The 13,688-nt window shown below is 71.0% G+C and carries 11 protein-coding genes; 10 read left to right on the top strand and 1 reads right to left on the bottom strand.

What is annotated here, in order from left to right:
- Positions 1 to 239 precede the first annotated feature (239 nt).
- The 9 genes from ACFYW8_RS39890 (at position 240) to ACFYW8_RS39930 (ending at position 11,087) form a co-directional block, all read left to right on the top strand.
- Positions 240 to 614 (top strand): DUF3499 domain-containing protein, encoded by a 375-nt coding sequence (locus ACFYW8_RS39890; RefSeq protein ID WP_365880659.1) that lies wholly within the window; start codon positions 240 to 242, stop codon positions 612 to 614.
- 282 nt (positions 615 to 896) lie between these two features.
- Positions 897 to 2,513, top strand: coding sequence for an L-lactate permease (locus tag ACFYW8_RS39895; RefSeq protein WP_389090603.1), 1,617 nt, complete (start codon positions 897 to 899; stop codon positions 2,511 to 2,513).
- Between the two features lie 189 nt (positions 2,514 to 2,702).
- Positions 2,703 to 4,064, top strand: a complete 1,362-nt coding sequence (locus ACFYW8_RS39900; RefSeq protein WP_389090607.1) for a phosphomannomutase/phosphoglucomutase — start codon at positions 2,703 to 2,705, stop codon at positions 4,062 to 4,064.
- A gap of 276 nt (positions 4,065 to 4,340) precedes the next feature.
- Complete coding sequence (locus tag ACFYW8_RS39905; protein WP_078943765.1) at positions 4,341 to 4,511, top strand: Trm112 family protein; 171 nt, start codon at positions 4,341 to 4,343, stop codon at positions 4,509 to 4,511.
- 309 nt (positions 4,512 to 4,820) lie between these two features.
- Complete coding sequence (locus tag ACFYW8_RS39910; RefSeq protein ID WP_389090616.1) at positions 4,821 to 5,948, top strand: SIS domain-containing protein; 1,128 nt, start codon at positions 4,821 to 4,823, stop codon at positions 5,946 to 5,948.
- Positions 5,949 to 6,075: 127 nt separating this feature from the next.
- Complete coding sequence (gene manA, locus ACFYW8_RS39915) at positions 6,076 to 7,227, top strand: mannose-6-phosphate isomerase, class I (protein ID WP_389090666.1); 1,152 nt, start codon at positions 6,076 to 6,078, stop codon at positions 7,225 to 7,227.
- 147 nt (positions 7,228 to 7,374) lie between these two features.
- On the top strand, positions 7,375 to 8,355 hold the full coding sequence (locus ACFYW8_RS39920; protein WP_389090620.1) for a cation diffusion facilitator family transporter: 981 nt from the start codon (positions 7,375 to 7,377) through the stop codon (positions 8,353 to 8,355).
- A gap of 517 nt (positions 8,356 to 8,872) precedes the next feature.
- Positions 8,873 to 10,330, top strand: coding sequence for an adenosylhomocysteinase (ahcY, locus tag ACFYW8_RS39925; protein WP_389090625.1), 1,458 nt, complete (start codon positions 8,873 to 8,875; stop codon positions 10,328 to 10,330).
- A gap of 100 nt (positions 10,331 to 10,430) precedes the next feature.
- Entirely contained in the window at positions 10,431 to 11,087 is a 657-nt protein-coding gene (locus tag ACFYW8_RS39930) for a hypothetical protein (protein WP_389090630.1), read from the top strand.
- A 58-nt stretch (positions 11,088 to 11,145) separates the two neighbouring features.
- Here ACFYW8_RS39930 and ACFYW8_RS39935 read toward each other — a convergent pair whose 3' ends face one another.
- Positions 11,146 to 12,201: an RDD family protein gene (locus tag ACFYW8_RS39935; protein ID WP_389090635.1), complete on the bottom strand. Its 1,056-nt coding sequence runs from the start codon at positions 12,199 to 12,201 to the stop codon at positions 11,146 to 11,148.
- Positions 12,202 to 12,343: 142 nt separating this feature from the next.
- Here ACFYW8_RS39935 and ACFYW8_RS39940 point away from each other — a divergent pair, with 142 nt between their 5' ends.
- Positions 12,344 to 13,351, top strand: a complete 1,008-nt coding sequence (locus ACFYW8_RS39940) for a stage II sporulation protein M (RefSeq protein WP_365880675.1) — start codon at positions 12,344 to 12,346, stop codon at positions 13,349 to 13,351.
- Positions 13,352 to 13,688 lie beyond the last annotated feature (337 nt).

The following is a 13,688-nucleotide window of genomic DNA, read 5'->3' on the forward strand; positions in this document are numbered from 1 at the left end:
AGCCAAGATTGAGCTCGATTCCGTATCTCTCCAGGACCGTCTCTGACATGGCAATTGACATGATTCGCACCAAGTGGCGACCGGATTCAGGTCTGTTCGGTGCCCCGACACGTGATGTCGCCCCAGGTCAGGGTCTGATGCCCGGAAAGAGGTGTGGTCGGCCTCACAACACGACACGGTGGGGTGACCTGGGGGAGAGTCGTCGCGGCCCGCTCAAGAGTGCGGTACGGTCCAACATCGTGAGCCTTGTACGTCGCTGTTCGCGCACCGCTTGCGGCCGTCCCGCCGTCGCGACGCTGACGTACGTCTACGCCGACTCGACCGCGGTCCTCGGCCCGCTCGCCACCTACGCCGAACCCCACTGCTACGACCTGTGCGCCGAGCACTCCGAGCGCCTCACCGCGCCGCGCGGCTGGGAGGTGGTCCGGCTCGCCGACTCCTCCGGTCCCTCGCGTCCCAGTGGCGACGACCTGGAGGCGCTGGCGAACGCGGTGCGCGAGGCGGCCCGTCCGCAGAAGCGCGCGGCGGAGGCCGGCGGCAGCGCCCGCTCGGTGGACCCGATGGAGGTCGCGCGCCGCGGCCACCTGCGGATCCTGCGCTCACCCGACAACTGAGCACCGCTCCTCGCGACCGTACTCCGCGCACTCCGTACGCCGTTCTCCTCGCCCTGCCGCGCCCCGCGACGCGCTCCCCTCGCCGCATTCCGCGCCTCGTGCCCCTTTCCGCCCCCTGCGTCCTTTCCGCGGTCCGTCGTGCCGCTGGGGCCCCATCGCCCGTTCCCTGGACGCCGATCCACCGGGTGACGCAGACCCATTGACGTGAAGTTGTCGCGGACACGACGATTTCCGGTGCCGTGAGAAATCGCTTTCCGCATCACGGAAGCCGGGGAGGCGTCCATGTACGTCCAGGAGCTGCAACCCGTCGCCGACTCGCTCGGCCTGTCCGCGCTCGTGGCCGCCCTTCCTCTCGTGGTCGTGCTGATCCTGCTCGGCGGCGTCCGGCTGAAGGCACACCTGGCGGCCCTGGCGGGCCTTCTGGCGGCCTCGCTGGTCGCCTGGCTCGCGTACGGCATGCCGGTGGGCCAGACGCTCTCCAGCGCGGCTCAGGGCGCAGTGTTCGGCCTCTTCCCCATCCTGTGGATCGTCGTCAACGCCCTGTGGGTGTACCGGATGACCGTCCGCACCCGGCACTTCGACATCCTGCGCCGCTCGTTCGGGCGGCTGTCCGACGACCCGCGCATCCAGGCATTGGTGGTCGCCTTCTGCTTCGGCGCGCTGCTGGAGGCACTCGCCGGTTTCGGCGCTCCCGTCGCGATCTGCTCGGTGATGCTGGTCGCCCTCGGTTTCGACCCGGTGCGCGCGGCGGTCGTCGCCCTCGTCGCCAACACCGCGCCGGTCGCCTTCGGAGCGATGGCCACTCCGGTCGTGACCCTCGCCCAAGTCACCGGCCTGCCCCTGGACTCCGTCGCCTCCGTGGTGGGCCGGCAGACCCCGCTGCTCGCGCTGGTCGTGCCCCTGGTCCTCGTCGGCCTGGTCGACGGCAGGCGCGGACTGCGGGAGACCTGGGTACCCGCCCTGGTGTGCGGAGTGGCCTTCGCCGCCGTCCAGTTCGCCGCCTCGAACTACGTCTCCGCGCAACTCGCCGACATCGGCGCCTCCTTGGCCGGTGCCGCCGCCCTGGTCGCCGTACCGCGCGCACGCGTGCCCGCCGCCGAGTCCGTACGTGCCTCGGTCCTGACCGGAGCGCGCAGCGAGGAACTCGACGAGCAGGACCCGCCGCGCGAAGTCGTGCGCGCCTACGCCCCGTACGCCCTGATCGTCACGGTCTTCTCGATCGCGCAGATCCCGGCCGTGAAGGACTGGCTCGCGCGGGCGACACGGACGTACGACTGGCCCTTCCTGAATGTCGTCGACCCGAACGGCAAGCCGGTGGGCGGGAACGTCTTCACCTGGCCGATCGTGTCGACCGGCGGCACCCTCGTGCTGCTCGCCGGGCTGTGCACGGCCGTGGTGCTCGGGGTGCACGCGCGCGTGGCGGTCCGGGAATGGCTCGCGACCGTGCGCGAGTTGAGGTTCGCGATCCTGACCGTGACGTCCGTACTGGCCCTCGCCTACGTCATGAACCTCTCCGGACAGGCCGCCACGATCGGTCACTTCGTGGCGGCGGCCGGCTCCGGACTCGCCTTCCTGTCCCCCGTTCTGGGATGGTTCGGCGTGGCCGTGACCGGCTCCGACACCTCGTCGAACGCCCTCTTCGGCGCCCTCCAGGTGAGCGCCGCCCGGGAATCGGGACTGTCCCCCGAACTCCTGGCCGCCGCCAACAGTTCGGGCGGGGTCCTCGGCAAGATGATCTCGCCGCAGAACCTGACCATCGCCTGCGCGGCCGTCGGGCTCGCGGGCCGTGAGGGCGACCTGCTGCGCAAGGTGCTGCCCTGGAGTCTCGGACTGCTGCTCGTCATGTGTCTGATCGTGATGGGACAGAGCTCGCCGGTCCTCTCCTGGATGCTGCCCTGAGCCGTTCAGGACACCGGGCCCAGCGCGCCGGGACGGTCGCGGAAGCTGCCCCGAGTCGGGCGGGTTTCCCCCGGGTGACGGGGGCCGTTCCGCACGTCACGGATGCGCTCCACTCGGGCTCGGCACCGCCCGCTGTCAGCCCGGACGGGTAGTTTGGGGTGACCGAAGTGGACTCCTGGAGGGTTGGCCGTGACTGCTGATCTGTCGCAGCTCGTGAAGGCGTACGACGTACGCGGGGTGGTTCCGGACCAGTGGGACGAGCCGCTCGCCGAACTGTTCGGCGCCGCCTTCGTCCAGGTGACCGGAGCGGACGCCATCGTGATCGGGCACGACATGCGGCCGTCGTCGCCCGGACTGTCCCGCGCCTTCGCGCGCGGCGCGGCGGCGCGCGGGGTCGACGTGACCGAGATCGGCCTGTGCTCCACGGACCAGCTGTACTACGCCTCGGGCGCGTTCGGACTGCCGGGCGCCATGTTCACCGCCTCGCACAATCCGGCCCAGTACAACGGCATCAAGATGTGCCGGGCGGGCGCGGCCCCCGTCGGCCAGGACACCGGCCTCTCCGAGATCCGCCAACTCGCCGAGTCCTGGCTCGACTCCGGTGCCCCGGCCTCGGACGCCACGCCCGGAACGATCACACCGCGGGACACGTTGGAGGACTACGCGGCGTATCTCCGCTCGCTCGTCGACCTGACCTCGATCCGCCCTCTGAAGGTCGTCGTCGACGCGGGCAACGGCATGGGCGGACACACCGTCCCCACCGTCTTCTCCGGCCTGCCGCTGGAGCTCGTGCCGATGTACTTCGAGCTGGACGGCACCTTCCCGAACCACGAGGCCAACCCGCTCGACCCGGCGAACATCGTGGACCTCCAGAAGCGCGTCCGCGAGGAGGCCGCCGACCTCGGCATCGCCTTCGACGGCGACGCCGACCGCTGCTTCGTCGTCGACGAACGGGGCGAACCGGTCTCCCCGTCCGCGATCACCGCGCTGGTCGCCGCCCGCGAGCTGGCCAAGCACGGCGGCGGCACGGTCATCCACAACCTCATCACCTCCTGGTCCGTGCCGGAGGTCGTCCGCGAGCACGGCGGCACCCCGGTCCGCACCCGCGTGGGCCACTCCTTCATCAAGGCCGAGATGGCGAGTTCCGGCGCGATCTTCGGCGGCGAGCACTCCGCGCACTACTACTTCCGCGACTTCTGGAACGCCGACACCGGCATGCTGGCCGCCCTCCACGTCCTCGCCGCCCTCGGCGGCCAGGAGGGCCCGCTCTCCGGGCTCGTCGCGGAATACGACCGCTACGCCGGATCCGGCGAGATCAACTCCACCGTCGACGACCAGGCCGCCCGCCTCGCCGCCGTCAGGGCCGCCTACGAGGGCCGCGAGGGCGTCACGATCGACGAACTCGACGGTCTGACGGTCACCGCCGAGGACGCGTGGTTCAACGTCCGCCCCTCCAACACCGAGCCCCTCCTGCGTCTCAACGCGGAGGCCCGCGACGAGGCCACGATGACGAAGGTCCGGGACGAGGTACTGAAGATCATCAGAGGCTGAGCCCCGCACGGCCGGACCGGAGACCCGATACCGCCGACCGGGAGCGGCCCGGCGGCCGACCGTCGGAACCGACGGGCACGGCACCCCACGGGTACCGCGCCCGTCGGCGGTCGGCCGGGGGGAAAGACGCGGTCACGGGGACGGGACGCGGAGACGAGCCTCAGAGGCCCGTGCGGCCGCTTCGCGCGCCTCACGAACCGTGGGCGCGCCCCGGCACCCGGCTTCCCGCAGCGGTACCCTGACCAGGCCGCATCCACCGTTTCGGAAGGACACCCCATGCCGCTCGAAGCCGGCCTCCTGGAGATCCTCGCCTGCCCGGCCTGCCATGCCCCGCTCAAGGAGCAGGAGACCGAGCTGATCTGCACGGGAGCGGACTGCGGCCTCGCCTACCCGGTCCGCGACGGCATCCCCGTACTCCTGGTCGACGAGGCCCGCCGCCCCGCGTAGCCGAAGCGGCCGCCTCGCGGACAGCGGCGCCGCGAGGGCCGCGCGCGAGGTGCCGGCCGCGCCGTCCCCACCCACGGACGTCCCGACGGCACGGCAGGGCGACGACAAGCCACGACACCCGACGACAGGCGACAGCGCCGCCGCCCGCACGGACGACGGCGACGCGGCCGCCCCGATCGGCGACCGGCGCACACCCGGCCGGCCCCCGGTCCGACCCAGCGCCGCTCGGCACCTCGCGCGAGCGACCCCGTGCAAGCGACCCCGGCGGCTCACGCGCAAGCGCCCCGGCGATCGGAGGCTACCGACCCCATGCTCGACGAATCGCTCCTCGACGATCCCGACGCGCTCACCCGGGCCGACCGGCGGGCACTGCTCCGCGGCGCCGCCGAGGCCGGTGCCCGGGTGCGCACCGCGGTCCGGCACGCCACCGAGGCCGGCATCCCCGAGCTGAAGCCGGACGGCCGCCCGCGCGCCGTCCTGATCGCGGGCCCCGGCATGGCCGCAACCGGCGTCGCCGAACTTCTCGGCACCCTCGCCGGAACGAGCTGCCCCCTCACCAGGCTCACCCCCACGGGTGTCGCTCCCGCCGGAGGCGCCCTGCGCTGGGACCTGCCCGGCTGGGCGGGCCCCGTCGACCTGCTGCTGATCGCCACCCCCGACGGCAGCGAACCCGGCCTGGAGCTGCTCATCGAGCAGGCCTACCGGCGCGGCAGCACCGTCGCCGCCGTGGCCCCCGCCGGTTCCCCCCTCGCCGAGTGGGTGGAAGGCAGCCACGGCCTCTTCGTACCGATGGCGACCGCCCCGTACGACCAGGACGAGCCGCTCGCCGCCTCGGCCCCCGGCGTGCTCTGGGCGCTGCTCACCCCGCTGCTCGTCCTCCTCGACCGCACCGGCCTGGTCTCGGCCCCGCCGGAAGCCCTGCAGAAGGTCGCCGACCGCCTCGACCGCGTCGCCGAGCGCTGCGGACCCGCCATCGCCGCGTACAGCAACCCCGCCAAGACCCTCGCGGTCGAGCTGGCCGAGGCGCTCCCGGTGATCTGGACGGAGGGCACCTCGGCGGGCCCGGCCGGCCGCCGGTTCACCGCCGCGCTGGCCGAACTCGCCGGCCGCCCCGCGCTCACCGCCGAACTCCCAGAGGCCCTCGCCTCGCACAGCGTGCTGCTCGCCGGCGCGCTCGCCGCCGGCGCGGACCCCGACGACTTCTTCCGGGACCGCGTCGCGGAGCAACAGGCACTGCACGCGCGCGTGGTGCTGCTCCGAGACCGGCCGATCGGCGGGATCAGCGCCGCACCCGCCGCCCGCGAACTCGCCCTCGGCCACGACACCGCGATCAGCGAACTCGAACCCGAGGAGGGCGGCGAACTGGAAACGCTCGCCGAGCTGATCGCCATCACGGATTTCGCCGCCGTTTACCTGGCGCTCGCTTCGGGGGCCTGATCTTGGGCGGGACCTCGCGTCCGGCGCACGTCGCCGGACCCCGCGACCGGCGCCCCTGACACCGCGCTTCCGAACAGCGCCCGCACGGAGCGGGCCGAGCAGCGCACGTATGGAGAAGAAGACACCGATGGACCGCCTCGACAACACCGTCCGCCCCTACGCCTGGGGTTCGACCACCGCCATCCCGCGGCTGCTCGGCGTGGAGCCGACCGGCGAACCGCAGGCGGAGATGTGGATGGGCGCGCACCCGGGCGCCCCCTCGCGCACCGAGCGCGGTCCCCTCAACGAGGTCGTCGCCGAGGACCCGGAGAAGGAACTCGGCCGCGCCGCCGTCGCCAGGTTCGGCCCCCGCCTGCCGTTCCTCCTGAAACTCCTCGCCGCCGGCGCCCCGCTCTCCCTCCAGGTGCACCCCGACCTCGAACAGGCCCGGGAGGGTTACGAGGACGAGGAGCGCCGCGGTGTCCCGATCGACGCCCCGCACCGCAACTACAAGGACGCCAACCACAAGCCCGAACTGATCTGCGCCCTCACCGAGTTCGACGGCCTGTGCGGCTTCCGCGCCCCCGAGGAGACCGCCGAACTCCTCGCCGCCCTCGACATCGACTCCCTCAAGCCGTACGTCGACCTGCTGCGCGCCCACCCGGAGGACGCTGCGCTGCGCGAGGTCCTCACCGCGGTGCTGAGTGCAGACCCGGACGACATGGCCCGTACGGTCACCCAGACCACGGCCGCCTGCGCCCGCCTCGGCGGCGCCTACGCCCCCTACGCCGACCTCGCCCACCACTACCCGGGCGACCCCGGAGTCATCGCCGCGATGCTCCTCAACCACGTTCGACTCCAGCCCGGTGAGGCACTGTTCCTCGGCGCGGGCATCCCGCACGCGTACCTGAACGGCCTCGGCGTCGAGATCATGGCCAACAGCGACAACGTCCTGCGCTGCGGTCTGACCCCCAAGCACGTCGACGTGCCCGAACTCCTGCGCGTGGTCCGCTTCGAGACGGGCGACCCCGGTGTCCTGCGCCCCGAGGCGTCCCCCGACGGCGAAGAGGTCTACGCGACGCCCATCGACGAGTTCCGCCTCTCCCGGTACGTCGTCGCCGAGGGCGCCGACCCGCGCGACCTCACCCGCGCGACCCCGCAGATCCTGCTCTGCACCTCGGGTTCCGTGCGCGCCGACGGCATCGACCTCACCCCCGGCACCTCGGTCTTCGTACCGGCCGGCGAAAAGGCCGAAGTGTCCGGTTCCGGCACGATCTTCCGTGCGACAGTTGTCGCCTGACGGGACGGCGGGACCTACCTGAGGCGCGTCGCCGACGGACCGGGCTGCAAGAATGGCCCACCGCAAAGGGCGGGCAAAGCCCGGACCGGGCGGGGTACGAGGGTACGAACGGGGTCCGGACGGCGTACGAAGGGACAGCAGGAGCAGATGAGCGCTTCAGGCGGCACCAAAGCGATCGTGGCGGCACTCGGCGCCAACCTCGCGATCGCGGTATCGAAGTTCGTGGCGTTCGCGTTCAGCGGCTCCTCCTCGATGCTCGCCGAGGGCGTTCACTCGCTCGCCGACTCCGGCAACCAGGCACTGCTCCTGATCGGCGGCAAGAAGGCCCAGCGCGAGGCGACCCCGCAGCACCCGTTCGGTTACGGCCGCGAGCGCTACATCTACGCCTTCCTCGTCTCGATCGTCCTGTTCTCGGTCGGCGGCATGTTCGCCGTCTACGAGGGCTACGAGAAGATCAAGCACCCGCACCAGATCGAGCACTGGTACTGGCCGGTGGGCGTCCTGATCTTCGCGATCATCGCCGAGGGCTTCTCCTTCCGTACGGCCATCAAGGAGTCCAACGAGCTGCGCGGCTCGCACTCCTGGTCGCAGTTCATCCGCCGCGCCAAGGCCCCCGAGCTGCCGGTCGTCCTCCTGGAGGACTTCGGCGCGCTCATCGGTCTGGTCCTCGCGCTCTGCGGCGTCGGCCTCGCGCTGCTCACCGACAACGGCGTCTGGGACGGCATCGGCACGGTCTGCATCGGTGTCCTGCTCATCCTGATCGCGCTGGTGCTCGCCGCCGAGACCAAGTCGCTCCTGCTGGGCGAGTCGGCGGGCCCGGAGGAAACCTCGAAGATCGAGGCGGCGATGGTCGACGGCGACACCGTCACCGGCATCATCCACATGCGCACCCTCCACCTCGGCCCCGAGGAACTGCTGGTCGCCGCGAAGATCGCCGTCCAGCACGACGACACGGCCGCCCAGGTCGCCACCGCGATCAACGCCGCCGAGTCCCGCATCCGCGCCGCCGTCCCGATCGCCCGGGTGATCTACCTGGAGCCGGACATCTACAGCGAGGCGGAGGCGGCCAAGGGCCCGGACCCCAGGGCGACCCCCGGCGGGCCGTCGCAGCCGTCGGCCGACCACTGACACCACCCGCTCGTACGCCGTCGGGGCCCGCCCGAGATCTCGGACGGGCCCCGACGCCGTACCTCCGCCCTTCACCCAGCTCCTCCGTTCCTCCCCGTTCATCTCCAACGTTCATCTCCACCGTTCGGCCCTGCCGTTCCGCAGTCCTGTTCGGCCCCGCCGCTCAACTCTCCGGTCCAGGCCCGCGGTACGGCCCATGGCCGCTTCCCGGGCACCACCCGCTCCGCGAACGGCCGGCGCGGGGCCGGCGGAGCCCCCTCCCTCCGGAGGCGGACTGGGGAGGGACACGCCCACCGGTGTAGCTTGGTGGCTGAGCCAGACGTCGCTGCTGATGGCGGTCGGGCGGTCCCACCGCGGACCGGCCGAGGGAGAGAGGGCCTCCGACGGATGCGCTGCGCGCACCGGGCACAGCTGTGCCCTGCCGGTGCACGTCCGTGCCCCGGTCGGGTACGCGTACGTGCCGCCGCCGCGCAGGACAGCCCTATCCACCTCGCCCCGATTCCGAGGAGCAGCTCGTATGACGACTGTCGACAACCGACAGGACTTCAAGGTCGCCGACCTCTCCCTGGCCGCTTTCGGCCGCAAGGAGATCACCCTTGCCGAGCACGAGATGCCCGGCCTGATGTCGATCCGCGGGGAGTACGCCGAGGCGCAGCCGCTGGCGGGCGCCCGGGTCACCGGTTCCCTGCACATGACGGTGCAGACCGCCGTCCTCATCGAGACCCTGGTCGCGCTGGGCGCCGAGGTCCGCTGGGCCTCCTGCAACATCTTCTCCACCCAGGACCACGCGGCCGCCGCGATCGCGGTCGGCCCGGACGGCACGCCCGAGAACCCGCGGGGCGTCCCGGTCTTCGCCTGGAAGGGCGAGACCCTGGAGGAGTACTGGTGGTGCACGGAGCAGGCGCTGACCTGGCCGAACACCCCCACCGGCGGCCCGAACATGATCCTGGACGACGGTGGTGACGCCACCCTGCTCGTCCACAACGGCGTCCAGTACGAGAAGGACGGCAAGGTCCCCTCGCTCGACACCGCCGAGTCCGACGAGCACCGCGTCGTCCTCGAACTCCTGCACCGCACCATCACGGACGGCTCGCAGAAGTGGACCGAGCTCGCCTCGGAGATCCGCGGCGTGACCGAGGAGACCACGACCGGCGTCCACCGCCTGTACGAGATGTACCGCGACGGCACCCTGCTGTTCCCGGCGATCAACGTGAACGACGCCGTCACCAAGTCGAAGTTCGACAACAAGTACGGCTGCCGCCACTCCCTGATCGACGGCATCAACCGCGCCACCGACACCCTGATCGGCGGCAAGACCGCCGTCGTCTGCGGCTACGGTGACGTGGGCAAGGGCTGCGCGGAGTCCCTGCGCGGCCAGGGCGCCCGTGTGATCATCACGGAGATCGACCCGATCTGCGCCCTGCAGGCGGCGATGGACGGCTACCAGGTCACGACCCTGGACGAGGTCGTCGACAAGGCCGACATCTTCGTCACCACGACGGGCAACAAGGACATCATCATGGCCGCGGACATGGCCAGGATGAAGCACCAGGCGATCGTCGGGAACATCGGTCACTTCGACAACGAGATCGACATGGCCGGCCTCGCGAAGATCCCCGGCATCGTCAAGGACGAGGTCAAGCCGCAGGTCCACACCTGGAAGTTCCCCGACGGCAAGGTCATCATCGTGCTGTCCGAGGGCCGCCTGCTGAACCTGGGCAACGCGACCGGCCACCCGTCCTTCGTGATGTCCAATTCGTTCGCGGACCAGACCCTGGCCCAGATCGAGCTGTTCACCAAGCCGGAGGAGTACCCGACCGACGTCTACGTGCTGCCCAAGCACCTCGACGAGAAGGTCGCCCGCCTCCACCTCGACGCGCTCGGCGTGAAGCTGACGACGCTCCGCCCCGAGCAGGCCTCGTACATCGGTGTCGAGGTCGAGGGCCCGTACAAGCCGGACCACTACCGCTACTGAGCACGCCCGCCGAGCAGCGGTACCACCGCTCGGCGTCCGGATGTCAGCAGGCCCTCGCCGTCCCGGCGGGGGCCTGTCCCCGATGAGGACCTGAACGCCCATGCCCCGCGGCCGCTATTCGCTCCATGATCCGCACGACCACACCCCTCTCGCCGACGAACACTTCCACTGCGCGCCCGGCCCCTCCGGCTGGCGCTACGTCTCCCAACTCACCACCCCGTCCGCCACGGGCTCCGACGGCCTCCCCGAGCCAGGGAAGGGGACGGTCACCGGCTCCGTCGACCTGGCCCTCGACGATCTCGGCCGCCCCATCCGCCTCGAACTGCACGCCGCGAACTGGCAGGTGAGGGGCGCCGCCCTCGAAGGCGTGACCTGGGTCCGCACCGACCCCACCGGTACCGAGGCCACCGAAGGCAACGTGCCCGCCCACGCCTTCACCGGCACCTCCCCCGCGTTCCTCGTCGCCACCGCCCGTCTCCTCCGCCTCACCCCTTCCGCCGCCGCCCCTGCGACCCGCGTACGCCTCGTCGCCTTCACCGACCCGGTCCTCGCCCCGCGCACCCTCGACCAGTCCTGGGCCTTGATCGCAAGCGAAACACACGCCACCGACAACGGCCCGCTGACCGTGGACGAATACCAGGTCACAGCGCTGGACACGGGGGAGCGGCACGCCGTGCACATCGCTGGAGACGTCGTGCTCGCGGCTCCCGGCATCGAACTGGAGCACCTCGAATCACCGCCGTCGGTGTTCGCCTGACGGGGGCTCGCGGCGCCGGACCGTTCGTGGCCGACGCCGATCCGACTGGTGAGTGCGGCTACGTGGGCGGCGCGAAGCCGGTCGAGGGGCGCACCTCCCGGCCGGCCTGCTCGGCCGGGGCGGCCGGAGCCGGCTGCGGGGTGGAAGGCTGCGGGGCCGCCGCCCGCTGAGCCGCGACCGGATACCCGGCGGGGTCCGGCGGGGCCGGGTGAACACCGGGCCCCTGCTGGAAGGCGGGGTGGCCGACAGGAGCGCCGGGCTGGAAGGGGTAGGCGGGAGCGCCGGGCTGGAGGGGGTAGGCGGCGGGAACGCCCGGCTGGACGAAGGGGCGGCCACCGGGTCCGGGGACCCCGAAACCGCCAGTGGTACCACTGAACGCCCGACGGGCTTCCCGGGTCTGCCGCTCCTGCACGACGGCCGCCAGATACGCGCCCGCCGGCACCCCCTGCGGCGCCGGAGTACCGGTACTGGCGGCGAGATCGACAGCGAGCCGTTCCGCCATCGCTCCACCGACCCGCGGATCCAGCTGCTGCATCCGCGTCAGGTACTGACGGATGGCCAGCCACAGCCCGTCCGGTACGGCGGACAGGTCGAGCTCGGCGAACCGCCCCGCCAGCCAGGGTGGCGGCGCGGGAACGTGCGGCATACGTCCCACCGGGATCCGCTCCCGGACGACAAGCGTCCCCGCGAACACGTCACCGAGCCGCCGCCCGCGCTCCGACACCAACGAGGCGACGCACGCGACGATCCCGAACGTCATCAGAATCTCGACCACTCCCACGGCACCGCGCACCAGCGCGTGCCGGAACCGGATCGGTCCACCGTCGTCCCGCACCACCCGCAGCCCGCAGGCCAGCTTCCCCAGGGAGCGTCCATGGCTGAGCGTCTCCACGGCTATCGGCCCGCCGACCAGCACAAGAAGGAAGCTCGCGATCGAGACGGCGATCTGCGCCGCGTCGTCCAGCGCGGCGGTCGCGGCGACGAGAGCGATCGTCACGATGAGGTAGACCGCCATCGCCAGGGCCAGGTCGAGCGCCACGGCGAGCGCCCGGCTCGGCAGTTTCGCGGGGCGCAGCTCCAGCGCCACCGCCTCGCCCGTCACTAGCTCACTCACGCGCGCCGTCCTTCCCCTGACCTGCCCCCGAGAACCGCCAGTCTGCCAAGCTGAGGGCACATCGCGCCGCAGTAAGACAAGCTGACCTCCATCATGAGCATTCGATGAGCATTCGATGAGCAGCCGAGGAGCAGGCAAACCGATGGACCTCGACGTCTTCGTCTCCACCCACCGAGCCGAGTGGGACAGACTCGACGCCCTGCTTCGCCGCCAGCGTCGCCTCACCGGGGCCGAGGCCGACGAACTCGTCACCCTGTACCAGCGAACCGCCACCCATCTCTCGCTGATCCAGTCCAGTGCCCCCGATCCTCAGCTCACCGGGCGCCTCAGCCAACTCGTGGCACGCGCGCGCAGTGCTGTGGCAGGAACCCGCAGAGCCTCCTGGCGCGATGTCACCCGCTTCCTGACACACGGTTTCCCGGCAGCGGTCTACCGATCCCGCCACTGGTGGGTCCCGACAGCACTCCTGTCCACGGCGATAGCCGCCCTTCTCGGGTGGTGGATCGGCACTCATCCCGAGGTGCAGGCCTCCATCGCAGCACCCAGCGAACTGCGTACCCTCACTCGCCCCGGCGGCCAGTACGAGACCTACTACTCCAGTCATCCCGCCGCCGCCTTCGCCGCCCAGGTGTGGACGAACAACGCCGAGGCCACCGCGATGTGCCTGGTGCTGGGCGTCTTCCTGGGCATCCCGGTCCTCTGGATCCTCTTCCAGAACATGCTCAACCTGGGCGTCGGCATCGGCCTGATGTCATCGGCCGGCCGACTCGACACCTTCCTCGGGCTGGTCCTCCCGCACGGTCTGCTGGAACTGACCGCGGTCTTCGTCGCCGCCGGCACAGGACTGAGACTGGGTTGGACCGTGATCGATCCGGGCCCGCGTTCCCGTCGCACAGCCCTTGCGGAAGAGGGCCGCGCCGCGCTGGGCATGGCGATAGGCCTGGCGCTCGTCCTCTTTGTCTCCGGTGCCATCGAAGGCTTCGTCACGCCGTCGGGCCTCCCCACATGGGCCCGAATCGGCATAGGGATCGTGGCTGAACTGGCCTTTCTTGCGTACGTCTATGTTCTCGGAGGTCGTGCGGCACGCTCCGGAGAGACCGGTGACGTCTCAGCATCCGAGCGCAGCGCCACTCTGCCGACGGCCGCCTGATGTGCGTGCACCCCCGCTGACCTGCTAGTCTCATCTGCGCCCCAGAAAACTCGTTGACAGAGGTAGACTGGGGAGGTAGATTCGAACAGTTGCCTAGAACTGGACACGTCCGGCGGCAGCGGTTAGAGTCTGCTCGCTTCTCAAAGCAATCGACACGTCGATTCAGAAGAAGCCACTCCTGATGATTCAGAAATGGATGCCGGTCAATCCGGCCCATGGATTCTGATAAAGTCGGAGCCGCCGGAAAGGGAAACGCGAAAGCGGATTACCTGGAAAGCACCGAGGAAATCAGGTCCGAAAGGTTCTGATAGAGTCGGACTCGCCGGAAAGGGAAACG

Origin of the sequence: Streptomyces sp. NPDC002742 (assembly GCF_042888885.1) — a bacterium.
Classification (GTDB): domain Bacteria; phylum Actinomycetota; class Actinomycetes; order Streptomycetales; family Streptomycetaceae; genus Streptomyces.